Here is a 20,913-nt window from a genome sequence, read left to right as displayed (position 1 = left end):
GTGCTGACCTTCGACTTCATGCTCCCCTACTACGGGGACGTGCAGCTGATGCAGGACGCCGTCCGCAGCGTCCTGGCCCAGACGGACCCGAACTTCCGCCTCGTCGTGATCGACGACGGCAAGGAACCGGAGGTCCCGGGCTGGTTCGAGTCGCTCCGCGACCCGCGGGTGACGTACCTGCGCAACGAGCAGAACCTCGGCATCACCAAGAACTTCCAGAAGTGCGTCTACCTCTCCGAGGCGGACCACGTCGTCATCATGGGCTGCGACGACCTGCTGCACCCGCACTACCTGGAGACCGTCCGCGGCATCATCGAGGCCCACCCGGGCATCGGCATGGTCCAGCCCGGCGTCGAGGTGATCGACGGCGACGGCAAGGTGTCGTACGGGCTCGCCGACCAGACCAAGCGGCGGCTGTACGCCCCGCAGGTCGACGGTCGGCGGGTGATGGGCGGCGAGGAGCTGGCCACCAGCGTGCTGCGCGGCAACTGGCTGTACTTCCCGTCGATCTGCTGGCGCGGCGACGCCCTGCGCAAGGTCAACTTCCGGGACGAGTACTCGGTGATCCAGGACCTGGCGCTGGTGGTCGACCTGCTCGAAGCCGGCGAGCAGATGGTGATCGACGAGACGGAGACCGTCTTCAGCTACCGCCGCCACGCGGTCAGCGAGTCCTCCGTCCAGGCGTTCTCCGGTACCCGCTTCACCGAGGCCGAGCGGTACTTCGACGCGGTGGCCGCGCGCATGGACGCCCGGGGCTGGCCCAAGGCCGCCAAGGCGGCCCGGTTCCACAGCGCCTCCCGCCTCCACGCGATCACCATGCTGCCCGGCGCCCTGCGCCGCGGGAACCGCGAGGGACTGCGCACGCTCGCCAGGCACGCCTTCACCTCCGGTCGGCGAGCCGACTGACCCGGCGTACACGACAGACCGCCGCTGCGGGGTCCTGCCGCCGCGGTGCCGCCCCCGACCGATTTGGATGGACATGACACACCTGGCCCCCGAGGTGGTCGGTGAGCCCGGTACGGTGCACGACCGCCCCGGTGCCGCCCCCGGCACCGGGACCACGGCCGGCGGGGCGGTCGCGGCAGGCCCGGTGCGCCGGCGCGGATGGATGTCGCGGCGTTGGGCGCACGCCTCCGCCGAGGTCGCCGTCGGCCTGGTGACGGCCCTGGGCTTCATGCTGCTCAGCCGTCACATCAGCGTCAACCCCATGGTCCGCCTCGGTCAGGTCAGCGGTCTCGCGGCGCTCCAGAAGTACGCGGCCCTCATCGGCCTCCCGCTGCTCGCCCTGCTGCTGTACACGGCCTACCGGGGGGCGGCCCGCCGCCACGGCATCGTCAAGCGCCTGGTCTGCGCGGCCCTGGCCGGCCTGGCCACCGGCGTCATCGCCGGCGGTGTCGTCGTCGCCCTGCGCGGTACGCCGCACGCGCTCGGCGGGCAGGAGGGCGACCCGGGCGTCCTGATCGACATGGCCAACTCGTTCCTGCACCACGAGGGCATGTCGGGCATCTACCCGCCCGCCTTCCCGGCCCTGATCGCCCTCTGGGCGGAGATCCGCTACAACGGCCGCGGCGAGACCGGCTTCGCCCTGCACGACCTGCAGATCTTCTTCACCGCCGTGGCCGGCCCGATGGCGTACTGCTCCTGGCGGCTGCTGCTGCGGCCGTTCTGGGCGATGCTGATCGCCGTCCCCGCCGCCGTCGTCTTCCTCGACCCCATCCGGCCGTACAGCCACGTCGTGATGATCGTGCTGCTGCCGCTGCTCGGGTACTGGCTGCGCCACATGCGCCGGGCCGGCCGGCTCGCCCTGCGGCAGCTGCTGTTGCGCGGCGCCGCCGCCGGCGTGATCTTCGGCGGGCTGTTCCTGTGGTACTCTGGCTGGTACGTCTGGGCCGCTCCCGGCGCGGCCGTGCTCGCCCTGTTCCTGTTCCCCTGGTACAAGGGCGCGGCGGTCCGCAAGCGGGCCGGCCTGTTCGTCGTCACCACCCTGCTGACGACCGTGGTCGTCAGCTCCCCGCTGCTCTACCAGATGGTCCGGCTGGGCGCGCAGAACCCCGACCGCTACGCCTTCCTGTCCGTCTACGCGGACCCGGGCTACGTCCTCGGCTGGGTCTCCGACCGCTCCGGGTCCCTGACCTACCAGACCTGGCCGGTGGCCGGCGAGCTGGCGGGCCAGAGCGGCTTCGCCCTGCTCCTGCTGGGCGGCGTCGGCCTCGGCCTCGGCCTGGGGCTGCGCCACGTCATGGTCCGCACCGCGGGCGCCGTCCTGGCGGGCGCCTGGTTCGCCCGCTTCTGGTTCGCCTCGAACATGGCCGAGGACAAGGCCGTCCAGCTCTACCCGCGCACCACCTGGATCATCATGTACTGCCTGATGATCCTGGCCGTGTTCGGCCTGATGGCCCTGGTGCAGCGGGGCTCCGGCTGGATCGAGCGCACCGTGAGCACGGCCCGCGCCGACGTCGGCGCGGAGCCCGTCCGGGTCATCCCGCGACGGGTGGTCCGCCAGCTCGCGGCCGGCATGGTGTGCGTGCTCGCCCTGTTCTCGGCGATGGGGGCGTCCTGGTCGGTCAACCGGTACATGCCCTCGTCCGACGTCGACGCGATGGGCATCGACGCGTACCGCGCCCACACGATCAAGACCCGGGACGGCCGCTGCCCGCGCTTCTCGCCCGTCAAGGAGTGCGACGACATCGAGCGGGACGACTGGAAGCCCGGTCCGATCGAGGACTTCATCTGGTGCGCCGGCATCCTCGCCGACGACTGGCCCTCCGTCTGCGGGCTGCAGGCCCCCAAGAAGGTGCGCTCCAAGCTGGACGTCGAACGCGACCGGCAGGCCGAGTTCGAGAAGCAGAGGAAGCAGCAGCAGGACAAGGCGCGGCGGTAGCGGCCCCCCACCCCCCGGCGGCCCGGTCGTCAGTGCCCGCACGTAGCATCCGCCACGTCCCCGCAACCGGCGTGACCGCGGTCGTACCGGACGTGACCGCCGCCGACCGGCCGGGGCGAGGGCATCACGGGCCGCGTCGCCCGGCGATCCGGGGAAACCGTTCGGCGGGGTTGCGGGGCACACTCCCCGGGACTCCCGCCGCCGTGCGCGAGGGTGGACATGGACATGGACAGGGGCAACGACAACGGACCGGGCGTCTCCGACGAGGAGTGGGCCCGCTTCCTGGCGGAGGCCGAGGCGGGGGCGGGCGGGGCCCCGAAGGAGCCGTCGGCCCGGGCCCGGGAGGTGACCGCCCGCCTGCGCCGCGAGGACGAGCAGCGGGCCCGGGCGGCGCGGAAGGGCAAGGCCCCCTCCGCCGGGCCGCCGGGCTGGCGGACCGGCCCGGCCCGGCAGGAGAACCAGGGGCGGGGGAGGGGCCGGCGGAGGCTCAGGGCCGGGCTGGCCGTCACCGCGATCGCCGCCCTCGCCCTCGTCGCCCTACGGCCGGAGCTGGTCATCGACCGCATCACCGGCAAGGCCGCGCAGGACGACCGGGCCGGCCGGCCGCTCCCCGCCGAGACCGCGCGCCCCACGGCCGCGCCCTCCGCGATGCACCCGGACCGGCCGACGCTCAAGGAGCCGTTCAAGGGCTCCCCGGCCGCCCAGTGGGCCGACGGCGCGGCCGGGATCGAGGTCCCGGAGGCCCAGGCCGTCGGTGGGATGACCAAGGAGCAGGTCGCCGACGCCCTGGCCAAGGCCAAGCAGTTCCTGGTCGCGGCCAACCTGGACCCGGCGACCCTGCGCGGCGAGCGCCCGGCGGCGGCGCTGGCCCTGCTGGAACCGAAGCCGGAGGACCAGCTCGCCCGCCTGGAGCGGTCGCTGACGGCGCCGACTAAGGAGAACGACCCGCTGGCCTTCTTCACCCGGGCCGATCCGGCCGTGGTGAAGCCGGCGGGGGAGGTGGTCAAGGTCCGCGGCCGCATGTGGACGGAACCCGGCAAGGACCCGGGCCAGGCCCGCGTGCGCGTCGACTACACGTTCGTCCACCCGTTCGTGAAGGCGAAGCCGGGCGCCGACCAGGTCGAGCGCACCATCGTGCGGCGCCAGATGACGTTCTCCGTCGCCGACCCGCGGAAGTGGGAGGCGACCCCCGGCAAGCTGTGGATCGAGACCACCGACCGTGACGTCGCCAACAGTGCCTGCGGCGTCCACGACGGATTCGTGCACCCCGTCTTCGACGAGGACGAGCCGACCGGGCCCACGCCGTCCGGGACGCCCGTGGACCCGTACGACCGCAGCACCGGCCTGGATACCGGGCGGCAGGAGGGCTGCGGGACCCTCTCGCGGTCCTGATCCGGACCAGGGGGCCCCGCCGCGTGGCGCGGTTTGACCGCTCACAGGGGCGGGGTATTCTCTTCGGCCCGATTGGCCAGGTACGTGCCTCGTATGGCAGACTACTCAAGTTGCTCGGCTGAGTGTCGATGCTGCGCGCCTCCCGCCGGGAGGACCGGAAGCGAGTCCCACAGTACTCGTCGCCTTTATCTGCCTCTCGGGGCAGCAATGGGGCGGACGTACGGGAATCTTCCGGGAAGCGTCAGCACGGTGCCGGCCAGGCGCTCGGCGGGTGTTTCTCCCCCGAAACGCGGTCCTGGGACCGCACCCCCTGAACCAGGGAATTTCCGTATGGGAATTTTCTGAGAGGGAGTGCGACACGCCCGACCGCGTGGGTCGGAGAGAAGCGGTGGAGGGATCCACAGCCGGCCGAGGGCCAGAGCGTTTCCACAACAGACAGGACTACGGAGTAGCCATGGCGGGACAGAAGATCCGCATCCGGCTCAAGGCCTACGACCACGAGGTCATCGACTCCTCGGCGAAGAAGATCGTCGAGACGGTGACCCGCACTGGTGCGTCGGTCGCGGGCCCGGTGCCGCTGCCCACTGAGAAGAACGTGTACTGCGTCATCAAGTCGCCGCACAAGTACAAGGACTCGCGCGAGCACTTCGAGATGCGCACGCACAAGCGCCTGATCGACATCCTCGACCCGACGCCCAAGACCGTTGACTCGCTGATGCGCCTGGACCTTCCGGCCGGCGTCGACATCGAGATCAAGCTCTGAGAGGCGTCGAGAAGATGGCAAAGCAGATCAAGGGCGTCCTGGGCGAGAAGCTCGGCATGACCCAGGTCTGGGACGAGAACAACCGTGTCGTCCCGGTCACCGTCGTCAAGGCCGGCCCCTGCGTCGTCACCCAGGTCCGTACCAACGACACCGACGGCTACGAGTCGGTCCAGATCGCCTTCGGCGAGATCGACCCGCGCAAGGTGAACAAGCCCCTCAAGGGCCACTTCGCCAAGGCCGACGTCACCCCCCGCCGCCACCTGGTGGAGCTCCGCACCTCCGACGCCAGCGAGTACACGCTCGGCCAGGAGATCACCGCGGCCGTGTTCGAGTCCGGCGTCAAGGTTGACGTCACGGGCAACAGCAAGGGCAAGGGCTTCGCCGGTGTCATGAAGCGCCACAACTTCCGGGGCCTCGGCGCCGGTCACGGTGTGCAGCGCAAGCACCGCTCCCCCGGTTCGATCGGTGGCTGCGCCACCCCTGGGCGCGTCTTCAAGGGCGTGCGCATGGCTGGTCGTATGGGCAACGAGCGCGTCACCACCCAGAACCTGACCATCCACGCGGTGGACGCGGAGAAGGGTCTGCTCCTCATCAAGGGTGCGGTCCCCGGTCCGAACGGCGGCCTCGTCCTGGTCCGTACCGCGGCCAAGGGGGCTTGAGGTTAATGAGCACCATTGACATCCTTTCGCCGGCAGGCGACAAGGCCGGTACCGTCGAGCTCCCCGCGGAGATCTTCGACGCGAAGACCAGCGTTCCGCTGATCCACCAGGTCGTCGTCGCGCAGCTGGCCGCGGCCCGTCAGGGCACGCACAAGACCAAGACCCGTGGCGAAGTCCGTGGTGGTGGCAAGAAGCCTTACCGCCAGAAGGGCACCGGCCGCGCCCGTCAGGGTTCGACCCGCGCTCCGCAGTTCGCCGGCGGTGGCGTCGTCCACGGCCCCGTGCCGCGTGACTACTCGCAGCGGACCCCGAAGAAGATGAAGGCCGCCGCCCTCCGCGGTGCCCTCTCGGACCGTGCGCGTCACTCCCGCATCCACGTCGTCACCGGCGTGGTCGAGGGTGCCGTCTCCACCAAGGCCGCCAAGACGCTGTTCGGCAAGATCACGGAGCGCAAGAACCTGCTCCTGGTCGTCGAGCGTGCCGACGAGGCCGCGTGGCTGTCCGCCCGCAACCTGCCCCAGGTGCACATCCTGGAGCCGGGCCAGCTGAACACGTACGACGTGATCGTCTCCGACGACGTGGTCTTCACCCAGGCCGCGCTGGAGTCCTTCGTGTCTGGCCCCAAGGCCGATGAGACCGAAGGGAGCGACGCCTGATGTCCGAGGCGACCGTTACCAGCAAGACCTTCACCGACCCGCGCGACCTGCTGATCAAGCCGGTCGTCTCGGAGAAGAGCTACGCGCTGCTCGACGAGAACAAGTACACGTTCATCGTGGCGCCGCACGCCAACAAGACCCAGATCAAGCAGGCCGTCGAGGCGGTCTTCTCGGTCAAGGTCACCGGGGTCAACACGATCAACCGTCAGGGCAAGCGCAAGCGCACCCGCACCGGTTTCGGCAAGCGTGCTGACACCAAGCGCGCCATCGTGACCCTCGCTGAGGGCGACCGTATCGACATCTTCGGCGGCCAGGCCTCCTAACGGAGTCTGTGTCGTCCGGAATCGGACGAGGACTGAGAAATGGGTATCCGCAAGTACAAGCCGACGACCCCGGGCCGTCGTGGCTCCAGCGTCGCCGACTTTGTCGAGATCACGCGGTCCACGCCGGAGAAGTCGCTGGTCCGCCCCCTGCACAGCAAGGGCGGCCGTAACAACACCGGTCGTGTGACCGTTCGCCACCAGGGTGGTGGCCACAAGCGCGCCTACCGCGTGATCGACTTCCGTCGTCACGACAAGGACGGCGTGCCGGCCAAGGTCGCGCACATCGAGTACGACCCCAACCGCACCGCGCGCATCGCGCTGCTGCACTACGCCGACGGCGAGAAGCGCTACATCATCGCGCCGCGCGGTCTGCAGCAGGGTGACCGGATTGAGAACGGCCCGACGGCCGACATCAAGCCCGGCAACAACCTGGCGCTCCGCAACATCCCGGTCGGTACGACCATCCACGCCATCGAGCTGCGTCCCGGCGGCGGTGCGAAGTTCGCCCGCTCCGCGGGTGCCTCCGTGCAGCTGCTGGCGAAGGAGGGCACCATGGCCCACCTTCGTATGCCGTCCGGTGAGATCCGTCTCGTCGACGCGCGCTGCCGTGCCACCGTCGGCGAGGTCGGCAACGCCGAGCAGTCGAACATCAACTGGGGCAAGGCCGGCCGCATGCGCTGGAAGGGCGTCCGCCCGACCGTCCGCGGTGTCGCGATGAACCCGGTTGACCACCCGCACGGTGGTGGTGAGGGCAAGACCTCCGGTGGTCGCCACCCGGTCTCCCCGTGGGGTCAGAAGGAGGGTCGTACTCGTTCGCCGAAGAAGGCTTCGAACAAGTACATCGTCCGCCGCCGCAAGACGAACAAGAAGCGCTAGGAGCGGGTTTAGATGCCGCGCAGTCTCAAGAAGGGACCCTTCGTTGACGGCCACCTCGTGAAGAAGGTGGACGCCCAGAACGAAGCCGGTACCAAGAACGTCATCAAGACCTGGTCCCGTCGCTCGATGATCATCCCCAGCATGCTGGGTCACACGATCGCGGTGCACAACGGCAAGACCCATGTCCCGGTGTTCGTCACCGAGTCGATGGTCGGCCACAAGCTCGGCGAGTTCTCGCCGACTCGCACCTTCCGCGGCCACGTCAAGGACGACCGGAAGTCGAAGCGCCGCTAAAGCGGGGTGGGAACGACTATGACTTACACCGAAGGGACAACCATGGAAGCCAGGGCCCAGGCGCGGTACATCCGCGTCACGCCCATGAAGGCCCGCCGCGTGGTGGACCTCATCCGTGGCATGGACGCCACGGAGGCTCAGGCGGTCCTGCGTTTCGCCCCGCAGGCCGCGAGCGTGCCGGTCGGCAAGGTGCTGGACAGCGCCATTGCCAACGCCGCACACAACTACAACCACACGGACGCTTCTTCGCTGTTCATCAGCGAGGCGTTCGTGGACGAGGGCCCGACCCTGAAGCGGTTCCGTCCGCGCGCCCAGGGCCGTGCCTACCGGATCCGCAAGCGGACCAGCCACATCACCGTGGTCGTCAGCAGCAAGGAAGGTTCCCGGTAATGGGCCAGAAGGTAAACCCGCACGGGTTCCGGCTCGGCATCACCACCGACTTCAAGTCGCGCTGGTACGCCGACAAGCTGTACAAGGACTACGTCAAGGAAGACGTCGCCATCCGTCGGATGATGACGTCCGGCATGGAGCGCGCCGGCATCTCGAAGGTTGAGATCGAGCGCACCCGTGACCGCGTGCGTGTGGACATCCACACCGCTCGTCCGGGCATCGTCATCGGCCGCCGTGGCGCCGAGGCCGACCGCATCCGCGGTGACCTCGAGAAGCTCACGGGCAAGCAGGTCCAGCTGAACATCCTCGAGGTCAAGAACCCCGAGCTCGACGCCCAGCTGGTTGCCCAGGCCGTTGCCGAGCAGCTCTCCTCCCGCGTCTCCTTCCGCCGTGCCATGCGCAAGAGCATGCAGGGCACCATGAAGGCCGGCGCCAAGGGCATCAAGATCCAGTGTGGCGGTCGTCTCGGCGGCGCCGAGATGTCCCGGTCCGAGTTCTACCGCGAGGGTCGTGTGCCGCTGCACACGCTGCGCGCGAACGTGGACTACGGCTTCTTCGAGGCCAAGACCACCTTCGGCCGCATCGGCGTGAAGGTCTGGATCTACAAGGGCGACGTCAAGAACATCGCCGAGGTTCGCGCCGAGAACGCTGCGGCCCGCGCGGGTAACCGCCCGGCCCGTGGTGCCGGCGCTGGCGACCGTCCCGCCGGCCGTGGTGGCCGCGGTGGCGAGCGCGGCGGCCGTGGTGGCCGCAAGCCGCAGCAGGCTGCCGCTGCCGAGGCCCCCAAGGCCGACGCCGCTGCCGCCGCTCCGGCCGAGAGCACCGGAACGGAGGCCTGACCGACATGCTGATCCCCCGTAGGGTCAAGCACCGCAAGCAGCACCACCCCAAGCGCCGCGGCATGGCCAAGGGTGGCACTGAGGTGGCATTCGGCGAGTACGGCATCCAGGCGCTGACCCCGGCGTACGTGACCAACCGTCAGATCGAGTCCGCTCGTATCGCCATGACCCGCCACATCAAGCGTGGTGGCAAGGTCTGGATCAACATCTACCCGGACCGTCCGCTCACGAAGAAGCCCGCCGAGACCCGCATGGGTTCCGGTAAGGGTTCCCCGGAGTGGTGGATCGCGAACGTGCACCCGGGTCGGGTCATGTTCGAGCTGTCCTACCCGAACGAGAAGATTGCGCGTGAGGCTCTCACTCGTGCGGCCCACAAGCTGCCGATGAAGTGCCGGATCGTCAAGCGCGAGGCAGGTGAGTCGTGATGGCGGCCGGTACCAAGGCGTCGGAGCTGCGCGAGCTGGGCAACGAGGAGCTCGTTGCCAAGCTGCGCGAGGCCAAGGAAGAGCTGTTCAAGCTCCGCTTCCAGGCGGCGACCGGACAGCTCGAGAACAACGGCCGGCTCAAGGCCGTCCGCAAGGACATCGCCCGGATCTACACCCTGATGCACGAGCGTGAGCTCGGCATCGAGACGGTGGAGAACGCCTGATGAGCGAGAAGAACGTGACTGAGAAGACCGAGCGCGGCTTCCGCAAGACCCGTGAGGGTCTGGTCGTCAGCGACAAGATGGACAAGACCGTCGTCGTCGCCGTTGAGGACCGTGTCAAGCACGCGCTGTACGGCAAGGTCATCCGCCGTACGAACAAGCTCAAGGCTCACGACGAGCAGAACGCTGCCGGTGTCGGCGACCGCGTCCTCATCATGGAGACGCGTCCGCTGTCGGCGAGCAAGCGCTGGCGCATCGTCGAGATCCTCGAGAAGGCCAAGTAATCACCTGAAGGGTTTCCTTCAGGTTCGTTCCGCCAGGCTCGGCCGGGGCCGCCCCGTTGAGGGCGCCCCGGCCGGGAACCGGCAGACAAACAGGAGATAGACGTGATCCAGCAGGAGTCGCGACTTCGCGTCGCCGACAACACTGGTGCCAAGGAGATCCTTTGCATCCGTGTTCTCGGTGGCTCGGGTCGCCGCTACGCGGGCATCGGTGACGTCATCGTCGCCACCGTCAAGGACGCGATCCCCGGTGGCAACGTGAAGAAGGGTGACGTCGTCAAGGCGGTCATCGTTCGCACCGTCAAGGAGCGCCGCCGCCAGGACGGCTCGTACATCCGCTTCGACGAGAACGCCGCCGTCATTCTGAAGAACGACGGCGACCCTCGCGGCACCCGCATCTTCGGCCCGGTCGGCCGTGAGCTGCGCGAGAAGAAGTTCATGAAGATCATCTCGCTCGCGCCGGAGGTGCTGTAAGCATGAAGATCAAGAAGGGCGACCTGGTCCAGGTCATCACCGGTAAGGACAAGGGCAAGCAGGGCAAGGTCGTCGCGGCCTTCCCCGGCGAGAACCGCGTCCTGGTCGAGGGTGTCAACCGGGTCAAGAAGCACACCAAGGCTGGTCCGAACCAGGCCGGCGGCATCGTGATCACCGAGGCCCCCGTCCACGTTTCGAACGTCCAGCTGGTCGTGGAGAAGGACGGCAAGAAGGTCGTCACCCGCGTCGGTTACCGCTTCGACGACGAGGGCAACAAGATCCGCGTTGCCAAGCGCACGGGTGAGGACATCTGATGGCTACCACTCCGCGTCTGAAGACGAAGTACCGCGAGGAGATCGCGGGCAAGCTGCGTGACGAGTTCAAGTACGAGAACGTCATGCAGATCCCCGGCCTCGTCAAGATCGTCGTGAACATGGGTGTCGGCGACGCCGCCCGTGACTCGAAGCTGATCGACGGCGCCATCCGCGACCTCACCACGATCACCGGTCAGAAGCCGGCCGTCACCAAGGCCCGCAAGTCCATCGCGCAGTTCAAGCTGCGCGAGGGCCAGCCGATCGGTGCCCACGTCACCCTCCGTGGCGACCGCATGTGGGAGTTCCTGGACCGCACCCTGTCGCTCGCGCTGCCGCGCATCCGCGACTTCCGCGGCCTGTCCCCGAAGCAGTTCGACGGCCGTGGCAACTACACCTTCGGTCTCACGGAGCAGGTCATGTTCCACGAGATCGACCAGGACAAGATCGACCGCGTCCGGGGTATGGACATCACCGTGGTGACCACGGCGACCAACGACGCTGAGGGCCGCGCGCTCCTCCGTCACCTCGGCTTCCCCTTCAAGGAGGCGTAAGCGAGATGGCGAAGAAGGCTCTGATTGCCAAGGCTGCTCGTAAGCCCAAGTTCGGTGTGCGTGCGTACACCCGCTGCCAGCGCTGCGGCCGCCCGCACTCCGTGTACCGCAAGTTCGGCCTGTGCCGCGTGTGCCTTCGTGAGATGGCTCACCGTGGCGAGCTGCCGGGCGTGACCAAGAGCTCCTGGTAAATCCTTCTGTCCTCGGACAGTTGGGATTGCCGGTAACTCTCGGTAAGCATCTGGGTCGGCGGAGGCCCCTCCCCCATGCCGTAGGCTAGTGGGGTTGGGCGTCCGCCGCCCGCACGACTTACTACGCCGTAGGTCCCCGCACCGCACCCGTCCCGTCTCAGTACGGGGAGAGGGATGGCGCATACAGGAAACCCCGGCGAGAGAGGCCGAAGGCCAATTCATGACCATGACTGACCCGATCGCAGACATGCTCACGCGTCTGCGGAACGCTAACTCGGCGTACCACGACTCCGTCGTGATGCCGCACAGCAAGATCAAGTCGCACATCGCGGAAATCCTCAAGCAGGAGGGTTTCATCACCGGCTGGAAGGTCGAGGACGCCGAGGTCGGCAAGAACCTCGTCCTCGAGCTGAAGTTCGGCCCGAACCGCGAGCGCTCGATCGCCGGCATCAAGCGAATCTCGAAGCCGGGTCTGCGTGTTTACGCGAAGTCCACCAACCTGCCGAAGGTCCTCGGCGGCCTGGGCGTGGCGATCATCTCCACGTCCCACGGTCTCCTGACCGGCCAGCAGGCGCAGAAGAAGGGCGTGGGTGGGGAAGTCCTCGCCTACGTCTGGTAGTCGGGAACGGAGGAAAAGCTATGTCTCGTATCGGCAAGCTCCCCATCCCGGTTCCCGCCGGCGTGGACGTCACCATCGATGGCCGCACGGTTGCGGTGAAGGGCCCCAAGGGTCTCCTCTCCCACACCGTCGCCGCCCCGATCGAGATCGTTAAGGGCGAGGACGGCGTTCTGAACGTCACCCGTCCGAACGACGAGCGTCAGAACAAGGCCCTCCACGGCCTGTCCCGCACGCTGGTGGCCAACATGATCACCGGTGTGACCCAGGGATACACCAAGGCGCTCGAGATCAGCGGTGTCGGTTACCGCGTGGCCGCGAAGGGCTCCGCTCTGGAGTTCCAGCTCGGCTACAGCCACCCGATCCTGGTGGAGGCGCCCGAGGGCATCTCCTTCAAGGTCGAGTCGCCGACCAAGTTCTCGGTCGAGGGCATCGACAAGCAGAAGGTCGGCGAGGTCGCCGCCAACATCCGCAAGCTGCGGAAGCCCGACCCGTACAAGGCCAAGGGCGTCAAGTACGCGGGCGAGGTCATCCGCCGCAAGGTCGGAAAGGCTGGTAAGTAAAGCCATGGCATACGGTGTGAAGATCGCCAAGGGCGACGCTTACAAGCGCGCTGCGAAGGCGCGCCGCCACATCCGCATCCGCAAGAGCATCTCGGGTACGGCGGAGCGTCCGCGCCTCGTCGTGACCCGCTCGAACCGCGGTATCACCGCTCAGGTCATCGACGACCTCCAGGGCCACACCCTGGCGTCGGCGTCGCACCTGGACGCGTCGATCCGCGGCGGCGAGGGTGACAAGTCCGCGCAGGCCCAGCAGGTCGGTGCCCTGGTCGCCGAGCGCGCCAAGGCCGCCGGTGTCGAGGCCGTCGTGTTCGACCGCGGTGGCAACAGGTACGCCGGGCGCATTGCCGCTCTGGCTGACGCCGCCCGCGAAGCCGGGCTGAAGTTCTAAGCCCCGGTTCCGGGACTAACGGACGTAACAGAGAGAGGTAATCCAATGGCTGGACCCCAGCGCCGCGGTAGCGGTGCCGGTGGCGGCGAGCGGCGGGACCGGAAGGGTCGCGACGGTGGCGCTGCCGCCGAGAAGACCGCCTACGTTGAGCGCGTCGTCGCGATCAACCGTGTCGCCAAGGTTGTGAAGGGTGGTCGTCGCTTCAGCTTCACCGCGCTGGTCGTGGTGGGCGACGGTGACGGCACCGTGGGTGTCGGTTACGGCAAGGCCAAGGAAGTTCCCGCGGCCATCGCCAAGGGTGTCGAGGAGGCGAAGAAGAACTTCTTCCGCGTCCCCCGCATCCAGGGCACCATCCCGCACCCGGTTCAGGGCGAGAAGGCTGCGGGCGTCGTCCTGCTGAAGCCTGCTTCCCCCGGTACCGGTGTTATCGCGGGTGGCCCGGTGCGCGCCGTTCTGGAGTGCGCGGGCGTTCACGACATCCTGTCGAAGTCGCTCGGCTCCGACAACGCGATCAACATCGTGCACGCGACCGTGGAGGCCCTCAAGGGCCTGCAGCGTCCCGAGGAGATCGCGGCCCGCCGCGGTCTGCCGCTCGAGGACGTCGCCCCCGCGGCTCTGCTCCGTGCGCGTGCAGGGGCGGGTGTGTGATGGCTCGCCTCAAGATCACGCAGACGAAGTCGTACATCGGTAGCAAGCAGAACCACCGCGACACCCTGCGTTCGCTCGGGCTCAAGCGCCTGAACGACGTGGTCGTCAAGGAGGACCGCCCCGAGTTCCGCGGCATGGTGCACACCGTCCGCCACCTCGTGACGGTTGAGGAGGTTGACTAATCATGGCTGAGACCAGCCCGCTGAAGGCCCACAACCTCCGTCCGGCCCCCGGCGCCAAGACCGCGAAGACCCGTGTGGGTCGCGGTGAGGCGTCGAAGGGTAAGACGGCCGGTCGTGGTACCAAGGGTACGAAGGCCCGTTACCAGGTTCCGCAGCGCTTCGAGGGTGGGCAGATGCCCCTCCACATGCGCCTGCCGAAGCTGAAGGGTTTCAAGAACCCGTTCCGCACCGAGTTCCAGGTCGTGAACCTGGACAAGCTGGCCGCGCTCTACCCGCAGGGTGGCGAGGTCACGGTGGCCGACCTGGTCGCCAAGGGTGCCGTTCGCAAGAACCAGCTCGTCAAGGTCCTGGGCCAGGGCGAGATCTCCGTGGCGCTGACGGTCTCGGTTGACGCCGTTTCCGCCTCCGCCAAGGAGAAGATCGCCGCCGCCGGCGGCTCCGTCACCGAGCTCGTCTAAGACGAACCAGGTGACAGACACCGAGTGAAAACCCGACCGGGGATGCCTCACATTTGGGGCATCCCCGGTTGGTCGTTCCACGGGGGGCGCAGTCGCCGGTAAGGTGGCCTGCACCTTTGCTTGTACGTATTCGTCGAACCTCAGACCGTCACCTCTGACGCAGTAGCGCGGGGGTCGCAGGAGGCACCGTGCTCACCGCGTTCGCCCGGGCGTTCAAGACGCCCGACCTGCGCAAGAAGCTGCTCTTCACGCTCGGCATCATCGTGCTGTTCCGCCTCGGGTCCCATGTTCCGGTACCCGGCGTGAACTACAAGAACGTCCAGATCTGTGTCGACCAGGCCGGAAGCAGCAACAGCCTCTTCGGTCTCGTCAACATGTTCAGCGGCGGCGCGCTGCTCCAGATCACGATCTTCGCGCTCGGGATCATGCCGTACATCACGGCGAGCATCATCCTGCAGCTGCTGACCGTGGTGATCCCGAAGCTGGAGACCCTCAAGAAGGAGGGCCAGTCCGGCACCGCGAAGATCACGCAGTACACGCGCTACCTGACGGTCGCGCTCGCCATCCTCCAGGGCACGGGTCTCGTCGCCACCGCCCGCACGGGTGCGCTGTTCCAGGGCTGCCCGGTCGCGAGCCAGATCGTCCCCGACCGGTCGATCTTCACCACCATCACCATGGTCGTCACGATGACCGCCGGTACCTGTGTCGTCATGTGGCTCGGTGAGCTCGTGACCGACCGCGGCATCGGCAACGGCATGTCGATCCTGATGTTCATCTCGATCGCCGCCGGCTTCATCGGTGCGATGTGGCAGATCAAGCTCCAGGGCAAGATCGCCGACGGATGGGTCGAGTTCGGCGTGGTGATCCTGGTCGGCCTGGCGATGGTCGCGCTGGTGGTCTTCGTCGAGCAGGCCCAGCGCCGCATCCCGGTGCAGTACGCGAAGCGCATGATCGGTCGCCGCGCGTACGGCGGCACCTCGACGTACATCCCGCTCAAGGTGAACCAGGCCGGTGTGATTCCGGTCATCTTCGCCTCGTCGCTGCTGTACATCCCGGCGCTGATCGTTCAGTTCAGCGGATCCACCGCAGACTGGGCGATCTGGATCCAAAAGCACTTCGTCAAGGGCGACCACCCGTACTACATCGCGGCCTACTTCCTCCTGATCGTCTTCTTCGCGTTCTTCTACGTGGCGATTTCCTTCAACCCCGAGGAAGTTGCAGACAACATGAAGAAGTATGGTGGGTTCATCCCGGGTATCCGTGCCGGTCGACCCACCGCCGAGTACCTGAGCTACGTGCTCAACCGGATCACCTGGCCGGGGTCGCTGTACCTGGGTCTGATCGCTCTAGTGCCGACGATGGCGTTGGCCGGCTTCGGAGCGAACCAGAACTTCCCGTTCGGCGGGACGAGCATCCTCATCATCGTGGGTGTGGGTCTGGAAACCGTGAAGCAGATCGAGAGCCAGCTCCAGCAGCGTAACTACGAAGGGTTCCTCCGCTGATGCGTATCGTCCTCGTCGGACCGCCCGGTGCGGGCAAGGGAACGCAGGCGGCGTTCCTTGCAAAGAACCTGTCGATCCCGCACATCTCCACGGGCGACCTGTTCCGGGCCAACATCAGCCAGAACACCGAGCTGGGCCGCCGGGCGAAGGAGTTCATGGACGCCGGCAAGCTCGTCCCGGACGAGATCACCGTCGGCATGGCCAAGGACCGCATGGAGCAGCCGGACGCCGTGAACGGCTTCCTGCTGGACGGCTTCCCGCGCAACGTCTCGCAGGCCGAGGCCCTGGACGAGATGCTCCAGACCGCGGGCATGAAGCTCGACGCCGTCCTCGACCTGGAGGTCGAGGAGGACGAGGTCGTCAAGCGCATCGCCGGCCGCCGGATCTGCCGCAACGACTCCGCGCACGTGTTCCACGTCGAGTACAGCGCGCCGAAGACCGCGGGCGTCTGCGACAAGTGCGGTGGCGAGCTGTACCAGCGCGACGACGACTCCGAGGCCACGGTCCGGACCCGGCTGGAGGTCTACCACACGCAGACCGAGCCGATCATCGACTACTACAAGGCCCAGGGCCTGCTCGTGACCATCCCCGCCCTCGGCAAGGTCGAGGAAGTCACGCAGCGCGCGATGGACGCCCTCAAGAAGTAGTACCCCTGCTGTGCGTACGGCCGCGGTGTCCCCGGGACACCGCGGCCGTACTGTTGAGAAGACCCGGTTCAAAAGGTGGAAGGCACGTTCATGGTCCAGATCAAGACCCCCGAGCAGATCGCGAAGATGCGCGAGGCAGGGCTGGTCGTCGCCGCGATCCACGCGGCGACCCGTGAGGCGGCCGTGCCGGGCGCCACGACGCGGGATCTGGACATGGTCGCGCGCAAGGTGATCGCCGACGCCGGCGCGAAGTCGAACTTCCTGGGCTACGGCGGCTTCCCCGCGACCATCTGCACCTCGGTGAACGAGGTCGTCGTCCACGGCATCCCGGACGACAAGACGGTCCTCAAGGACGGCGACGTCATCTCGATCGACGCCGGCGCGATCGTCGACGGCTGGCACGGCGACGCGGCCTTCACCGCCTTCGTGGGCTCCGGTCACGCTCCGGAGCTGCTGGAGCTCTCCCGGGTGACCGAGGAGTCCATGTGGGCCGGTATCGCCGCGATGCGCAACGGCAACCGCCTCGTGGACATCTCGAAGGCGATCGAGGGCTACATCCGCCGCCAGCCGCGGCCCGCGACCGGCAAGTACGGGATCATCGAGGACTACGGCGGCCACGGCATCGGCTCCGAGATGCACATGGACCCGCACCTGCTGAACTACGTCTCGCGCAAGCGGGGCAAGGGCATCAAGCTGGTCCCGGGCGTCTGCCTGGCGATCGAGCCGATGGTCTCCCTCGGTACCGCCCGGACGGAGGTACTGTCGGACGACTGGACGGTGGTCACCACGGACGGCACCTGGTCCTCGCACTGGGAGCACTCCGTCGCCCTGACGGAGGACGGCCCCATCGTCCTGACCAGCCCGGACTGTGGAAAGGCGAAGCTGGCGGAGTACGGGGTCACCACGGCTCCGGACCCCCTCGGTTAATGATCTAGACTCATGGGCAAACTTTCCGGATTCGTCTTTCTGGGTGCCCTGACGTAGACTGACTCGTCGGCTTACGTGCATTCCCATGTCCGTGGGCCGATCAAGGTAGCCGATTCGAAAGGCGAAGCGTGGCCAAGAAGCAAGGTGCCATCGAGATCGAGGGCACCGTGATCGAGTCCCTCCCGAACGCCATGTTCAAGGTGGAGCTCCAGAACGGTCACAAGGTCCTCGCGCACATCAGCGGCAAGATGCGCATGCACTACATCCGCATCCTGCCCGATGACCGGGTCGTCGTGGAGCTCTCCCCGTACGACCTGACGCGTGGCCGGATCGTCTACCGATACAAGTAGATCTTGCTCTCACTCCTGCCTGGGCTCGCGTCCCGGTGCGGGTGGTGGCACTGACCCGGAGAACCTTAAGAACATGAAGGTCAAGCCGAGCGTCAAGAAGATCTGCGACAAGTGCAAGGTGATCCGCCGTCACGGCCGGGTCATGGTCATCTGCGACAACCTGCGCCACAAGCAGCGCCAGGGCTGACGCACGCCGACCGACCTGCACTTCGCAGTTCTTCGCGCGACGTAAGAAAACGTACATACGCAGGACCCGCCCAGCCCTCACGGGGGCCGGCGGCACCTCCGGCGGGGGCCGGGGACCCGGACGTACCACTGCCCACGGGCGGTCGGCGGTCGGGATCGGTTCTGCGGAAGACCCCCGAGCACACAGGAGCCATTGAATGGCACGCGTTTCCGGTGTCGACATCCCGCGCGAAAAGCGCGTGGAGATCGCACTCACCTACGTCTTCGGTATCGGGCGCACCCGGTCCAAGGAGATCCTCGCCTCGACCGGCGTGAACCCGAACACCCGCGTTCGTGACCTGTCCGAAGAGGACCTGGTCAAGATCCGCGAGTACGTGGACGCCAACCTCCGCACCGAGGGTGACCTCCGCCGCGAGATCCAGGCCGACATCCGCCGCAAGGTGGAGATCGGCTGCTACCAGGGTCTGCGTCACCGCCGTGGCCTGCCGGTCCGCGGTCAGCGCACCAGCACGAACGCGCGTACCCGCAAGGGCCCGCGTCGCGCGATCGCCGGCAAGAAGAAGCCGGGCAAGAAGTAGTCCTGTTCAGCGGTCTTGCGCTGTAGGACCGACCACCTCCCGTAGGAGTAAGAGATGCCCCCCAAGGGTCGTCAGGGCGCTGCCAAGAAGGTGCGCCGCAAGGAAAAGAAGAACGTCGCTCACGGGCACGCCCACATCAAGAGCACGTTCAACAACACGATCGTCTCGATCACGGACCCGTCCGGCAACGTGATCTCCTGGGCCTCCGCCGGCCACGTCGGCTTCAAGGGCTCGCGCAAGTCCACCCCCTTCGCCGCGCAGATGGCCGCCGAGTCGGCCGCCCGCCGCGCGCAGGAGCACGGCATGCGCAAGGTCGACGTCTTCGTCAAGGGTCCGGGCTCCGGCCGCGAGACCGCGATCCGCTCCCTCCAGGCCACCGGCCTCGAGGTCGGCTCGATCCAGGACGTCACCCCCACCCCGCACAACGGCTGCCGCCCGCCGAAGCGCCGCCGCGTCTGACGCAGCGGACGCACCTGTGCGTCATTGAGTGTCCGGGCGGTACGACCCCTTCGGGGGCCGTGCCGCCCGTACCCTTGCAGTACCGCTGTACCCGTACAGCACTTGTCGGGCGTCAAATAGTGGGCGTCCACGACTGAAGGAAAAGACATGCTTATCGCTCAGCGTCCTTCGCTGACCGAAGAGGTCGTCGACGAGTACCGCTCCCGGTTCGTGATCGAGCCGCTGGAGCCGGGCTTCGGCTACACCCTCGGCAACTCCCTGCGCCGTACCCTCCTGTCCTCGATCCCGGGTGCCGCTGTCACCAGCATCCGCATCGACGGCGTCCTGCACGAGTTCACCACCGTGCCGGGCGTCAAGGAGGACGTGACCGACCTCATCCTCAACATCAAGCAGCTGGTCGTCTCCTCGGAGCACGACGAGCCGGTCGTGATGTACCTGCGCAAGCAGGGTCCCGGCCTGGTGACCGCCGCCGACATCGCGCCCCCGGCCGGTGTCGAGGTGCACAACCCGGACCTGGTCCTCGCCACCCTGAACGGCAAGGGCAAGCTGGAGATGGAGCTGACCGTCGAGCGCGGTCGCGGCTACGTCTCCGCCGTCCAGAACAAGCAGGTGGGCCAGGAGATCGGCCGTATCCCGGTCGACTCCATCTACAGCCCGGTGCTCAAGGTCACCTACAAGGTCGAGGCGACCCGTGTCGAGCAGCGCACCGACTTCGACAAGCTGATCGTCGACGTCGAGACCAAGCAGGCCATGCGCCCGCGCGACGCCATGGCGTCCGCCGGCAAGACCCTGGTCGAGCTGTTCGGTCTGGCCCGCGAGCTCAACATCGACGCCGAGGGCATCGACATGGGCCCGTCCCCGACGGACGCCGCCCTGGCCGCCGACCTGGCGCTGCCGATCGAGGAGCTGGAGCTCACGGTCCGCTCCTACAACTGCCTCAAGCGCGAGGGCATCCACTCCGTGGGTGAGCTCGTCGCCCGCTCCGAGGCCGACCTGCTCGACATCCGCAACTTCGGTGCGAAGTCGATCGACGAGGTCAAGGCGAAGCTGGCCGGCATGGGCCTGGCCCTGAAGGACAGCCCGCCCGGGTTCGACCCGACCGCCGCTGCCGACGCCTTCGGCGCGGACGACGACGCCGACGCCGGCTTCGTCGAGACCGAGCAGTACTGAGCAGCACCCGGCAGTACCAGCAGTACGCATGCAATGACTTCCCCGGGGCGTCCGCCCCGGGGGAACTGACACCGGTACCTGACACGGCCGGTGCAGATACGAAGGAGTAACACCATGCCGCGTCCCGCCAAGGGAGCCCGTCTGGGCGGCAGCGCCGCGCACGAGAAGCTTCTCCTCGCGAACCTCGCGAAGTCGCTGTTCGAGCACGGCCGCATCACGACGACCGAGGCCAAGGCCCGCCGCCTGCGTCCGGTCGCCGAGCGTCTGATCACCAAGGCGAAGAAGGGCGACATCCACAACCGTCGCCTGGTTCTCCAGACGATCACGGACAAGAGCATCGTGCACACGCTGTTCACCGAGATCGCCCCGCGCTTCGAGAACCGCCCCGGTGGTTACACGCGCATCACCAAGATCGGCAACCGTCGCGGCGACAACGCCCCGATGGCGGTCATCGAGCTCGTCGAGGCCCTGACCGTGGCCCAGCAGGCCACCGGTGAGGCCGAGGCCGCCACCAAGCGTGCGGTCAAGGAGGCCGAGGCCAAGGCTGAGGCCGAGGCCCCCGCCGAGGTCGAGGAGACCAAGGAGGCCTGATCCTTCGGGATCGCGCCTGCCTGACCGGCTCTGAACGGGCCCGCCCCTCCCCGGGGCGGGCCCGTTCTGCGTTGGTCCGCGTTGGCCTGCAGTGGTCTGCAGTGGTCTGCATTGGTTC

The 20,913-nt window shown here is 67.7% G+C and carries 33 protein-coding genes; all 33 read left to right on the top strand.

Annotation, left to right across the window (positions count from 1 at the left end):
• The 33 genes from ACSHWO_RS14345 to rplQ all read left to right on the top strand — a co-directional run bounded on the left by ACSHWO_RS14345 (position 1) and on the right by rplQ (position 20,795).
• Positions 1-906 carry a glycosyltransferase family 2 protein gene (locus ACSHWO_RS14345; protein ID WP_385833236.1) on the top strand — a complete coding sequence of 302 codons (906 nt, stop codon included), beginning with the start codon at positions 1-3 and terminating at the stop codon, positions 904-906.
• 73 nt (positions 907-979) lie between these two features.
• A complete protein-coding gene (locus tag ACSHWO_RS14340; RefSeq protein WP_438312222.1) occupies positions 980-2,881 on the top strand; it encodes a hypothetical protein in 1,902 nt (633 codons plus the stop codon).
• Between the two features lie 219 nt (positions 2,882-3,100).
• A complete protein-coding gene (locus ACSHWO_RS14335) occupies positions 3,101-4,273 on the top strand; it encodes a hypothetical protein (RefSeq protein WP_438312219.1) in 1,173 nt (390 codons plus the stop codon).
• A gap of 454 nt (positions 4,274-4,727) precedes the next feature.
• The gene (gene rpsJ, locus ACSHWO_RS14330) at positions 4,728-5,036 is read left to right on the top strand and encodes a 30S ribosomal protein S10 (protein ID WP_003948644.1); all 309 of its coding nucleotides are present in this window, start codon (positions 4,728-4,730) and stop codon (positions 5,034-5,036) included.
• 14 nt (positions 5,037-5,050) lie between these two features.
• A complete protein-coding gene (gene rplC, locus ACSHWO_RS14325) occupies positions 5,051-5,695 on the top strand; it encodes a 50S ribosomal protein L3 (protein ID WP_361090689.1) in 645 nt (214 codons plus the stop codon).
• A gap of 5 nt (positions 5,696-5,700) precedes the next feature.
• Complete coding sequence (gene rplD, locus ACSHWO_RS14320) at positions 5,701-6,351, top strand: 50S ribosomal protein L4 (RefSeq protein ID WP_125540845.1); 651 nt, start codon at positions 5,701-5,703, stop codon at positions 6,349-6,351.
• Positions 6,351-6,674 (top strand): 50S ribosomal protein L23, encoded by a 324-nt coding sequence (gene rplW, locus ACSHWO_RS14315; RefSeq protein ID WP_361090685.1) that lies wholly within the window; start codon positions 6,351-6,353, stop codon positions 6,672-6,674. The genes rplD and rplW overlap by 1 nt, the downstream gene beginning before the upstream one ends.
• Before the next feature lie 39 nt (positions 6,675-6,713).
• Entirely contained in the window at positions 6,714-7,550 is an 837-nt protein-coding gene (gene rplB / locus ACSHWO_RS14310; RefSeq protein WP_114053737.1) for a 50S ribosomal protein L2, read from the top strand.
• A 12-nt stretch (positions 7,551-7,562) separates the two neighbouring features.
• Complete coding sequence (rpsS, locus tag ACSHWO_RS14305; RefSeq protein ID WP_179173310.1) at positions 7,563-7,844, top strand: 30S ribosomal protein S19; 282 nt, start codon at positions 7,563-7,565, stop codon at positions 7,842-7,844.
• Between the two features lie 42 nt (positions 7,845-7,886).
• Entirely contained in the window at positions 7,887-8,234 is a 348-nt protein-coding gene (rplV, locus tag ACSHWO_RS14300; RefSeq protein WP_361090680.1) for a 50S ribosomal protein L22, read from the top strand.
• On the top strand, positions 8,234-9,073 hold the full coding sequence (gene rpsC, locus ACSHWO_RS14295) for a 30S ribosomal protein S3 (protein ID WP_179173312.1): 840 nt from the start codon (positions 8,234-8,236) through the stop codon (positions 9,071-9,073). The genes rplV and rpsC overlap by 1 nt, the downstream gene beginning before the upstream one ends.
• A gap of 5 nt (positions 9,074-9,078) precedes the next feature.
• Entirely contained in the window at positions 9,079-9,498 is a 420-nt protein-coding gene (gene rplP, locus ACSHWO_RS14290; RefSeq protein ID WP_352193895.1) for a 50S ribosomal protein L16, read from the top strand.
• Entirely contained in the window at positions 9,498-9,722 is a 225-nt protein-coding gene (gene rpmC / locus ACSHWO_RS14285; RefSeq protein ID WP_125540842.1) for a 50S ribosomal protein L29, read from the top strand. The genes rplP and rpmC overlap by 1 nt, the downstream gene beginning before the upstream one ends.
• Positions 9,722-10,003 (top strand): 30S ribosomal protein S17, encoded by a 282-nt coding sequence (gene rpsQ, locus ACSHWO_RS14280; RefSeq protein WP_079429300.1) that lies wholly within the window; start codon positions 9,722-9,724, stop codon positions 10,001-10,003. Before rpmC ends, rpsQ begins: the two co-directional genes overlap by 1 nt.
• 102 nt (positions 10,004-10,105) lie before the next feature.
• Positions 10,106-10,474, top strand: coding sequence for a 50S ribosomal protein L14 (gene rplN / locus ACSHWO_RS14275; protein WP_003956455.1), 369 nt, complete (start codon positions 10,106-10,108; stop codon positions 10,472-10,474).
• 2 nt (positions 10,475-10,476) lie between these two features.
• On the top strand, positions 10,477-10,788 hold the full coding sequence (rplX, locus tag ACSHWO_RS14270) for a 50S ribosomal protein L24 (RefSeq protein ID WP_179173314.1): 312 nt from the start codon (positions 10,477-10,479) through the stop codon (positions 10,786-10,788).
• Complete coding sequence (gene rplE, locus ACSHWO_RS14265; protein WP_351878340.1) at positions 10,788-11,339, top strand: 50S ribosomal protein L5; 552 nt, start codon at positions 10,788-10,790, stop codon at positions 11,337-11,339. The genes rplX and rplE overlap by 1 nt, the downstream gene beginning before the upstream one ends.
• Before the next feature lie 5 nt (positions 11,340-11,344).
• Positions 11,345-11,530 (top strand): type Z 30S ribosomal protein S14, encoded by a 186-nt coding sequence (locus ACSHWO_RS14260; protein ID WP_003956452.1) that lies wholly within the window; start codon positions 11,345-11,347, stop codon positions 11,528-11,530.
• Positions 11,531-11,750: 220 nt separating this feature from the next.
• Positions 11,751-12,149 carry a 30S ribosomal protein S8 gene (gene rpsH / locus ACSHWO_RS14255; RefSeq protein WP_042812335.1) on the top strand — a complete coding sequence of 133 codons (399 nt, stop codon included), beginning with the start codon at positions 11,751-11,753 and terminating at the stop codon, positions 12,147-12,149.
• A 20-nt stretch (positions 12,150-12,169) separates the two neighbouring features.
• Positions 12,170-12,709: a 50S ribosomal protein L6 gene (gene rplF / locus ACSHWO_RS14250; protein WP_114053744.1), complete on the top strand. Its 540-nt coding sequence runs from the start codon at positions 12,170-12,172 to the stop codon at positions 12,707-12,709.
• A gap of 4 nt (positions 12,710-12,713) precedes the next feature.
• Entirely contained in the window at positions 12,714-13,097 is a 384-nt protein-coding gene (gene rplR / locus ACSHWO_RS14245) for a 50S ribosomal protein L18 (protein ID WP_361090672.1), read from the top strand.
• 45 nt (positions 13,098-13,142) lie between these two features.
• Positions 13,143-13,745: a 30S ribosomal protein S5 gene (gene rpsE, locus ACSHWO_RS14240; protein WP_179173317.1), complete on the top strand. Its 603-nt coding sequence runs from the start codon at positions 13,143-13,145 to the stop codon at positions 13,743-13,745.
• Entirely contained in the window at positions 13,745-13,927 is a 183-nt protein-coding gene (gene rpmD, locus ACSHWO_RS14235; protein ID WP_005313525.1) for a 50S ribosomal protein L30, read from the top strand. Before rpsE ends, rpmD begins: the two co-directional genes overlap by 1 nt.
• A 2-nt stretch (positions 13,928-13,929) precedes the next feature.
• Positions 13,930-14,385: a 50S ribosomal protein L15 gene (gene rplO, locus ACSHWO_RS14230; protein WP_179173318.1), complete on the top strand. Its 456-nt coding sequence runs from the start codon at positions 13,930-13,932 to the stop codon at positions 14,383-14,385.
• Positions 14,386-14,573: 188 nt separating this feature from the next.
• Positions 14,574-15,887: a preprotein translocase subunit SecY gene (gene secY, locus ACSHWO_RS14225; protein WP_361090667.1), complete on the top strand. Its 1,314-nt coding sequence runs from the start codon at positions 14,574-14,576 to the stop codon at positions 15,885-15,887.
• The gene (locus ACSHWO_RS14220; protein WP_385833082.1) at positions 15,887-16,534 is read left to right on the top strand and encodes an adenylate kinase; all 648 of its coding nucleotides are present in this window, start codon (positions 15,887-15,889) and stop codon (positions 16,532-16,534) included. Before secY ends, ACSHWO_RS14220 begins: the two co-directional genes overlap by 1 nt.
• Before the next feature lie 90 nt (positions 16,535-16,624).
• Positions 16,625-17,461, top strand: coding sequence for a type I methionyl aminopeptidase (gene map / locus ACSHWO_RS14215; RefSeq protein WP_361090661.1), 837 nt, complete (start codon positions 16,625-16,627; stop codon positions 17,459-17,461).
• 128 nt (positions 17,462-17,589) lie between these two features.
• The gene (gene infA, locus ACSHWO_RS14210; protein ID WP_003956442.1) at positions 17,590-17,811 is read left to right on the top strand and encodes a translation initiation factor IF-1; all 222 of its coding nucleotides are present in this window, start codon (positions 17,590-17,592) and stop codon (positions 17,809-17,811) included.
• Between the two features lie 73 nt (positions 17,812-17,884).
• On the top strand, positions 17,885-17,998 hold the full coding sequence (rpmJ, locus tag ACSHWO_RS14205; protein ID WP_003956441.1) for a 50S ribosomal protein L36: 114 nt from the start codon (positions 17,885-17,887) through the stop codon (positions 17,996-17,998).
• A gap of 196 nt (positions 17,999-18,194) precedes the next feature.
• Positions 18,195-18,575, top strand: a complete 381-nt coding sequence (gene rpsM / locus ACSHWO_RS14200) for a 30S ribosomal protein S13 (RefSeq protein ID WP_179173322.1) — start codon at positions 18,195-18,197, stop codon at positions 18,573-18,575.
• A 54-nt stretch (positions 18,576-18,629) separates the two neighbouring features.
• Complete coding sequence (gene rpsK / locus ACSHWO_RS14195) at positions 18,630-19,034, top strand: 30S ribosomal protein S11 (RefSeq protein WP_003956432.1); 405 nt, start codon at positions 18,630-18,632, stop codon at positions 19,032-19,034.
• A 147-nt stretch (positions 19,035-19,181) separates the two neighbouring features.
• The gene (locus tag ACSHWO_RS14190) at positions 19,182-20,204 is read left to right on the top strand and encodes a DNA-directed RNA polymerase subunit alpha (protein ID WP_003956430.1); all 1,023 of its coding nucleotides are present in this window, start codon (positions 19,182-19,184) and stop codon (positions 20,202-20,204) included.
• A 114-nt stretch (positions 20,205-20,318) separates the two neighbouring features.
• Positions 20,319-20,795, top strand: a complete 477-nt coding sequence (rplQ, locus tag ACSHWO_RS14185; protein ID WP_361090656.1) for a 50S ribosomal protein L17 — start codon at positions 20,319-20,321, stop codon at positions 20,793-20,795.
• Positions 20,796-20,913: the final 118 nt, after the last annotated feature.

Source organism: Streptomyces pallidus (ex Mingjun et al. 2026) (genome assembly GCF_051550185.1).
GTDB lineage: Bacteria > Actinomycetota > Actinomycetes > Streptomycetales > Streptomycetaceae > Streptomyces.
This window is presented reverse-complemented; position numbering and strand designations above follow the sequence as displayed.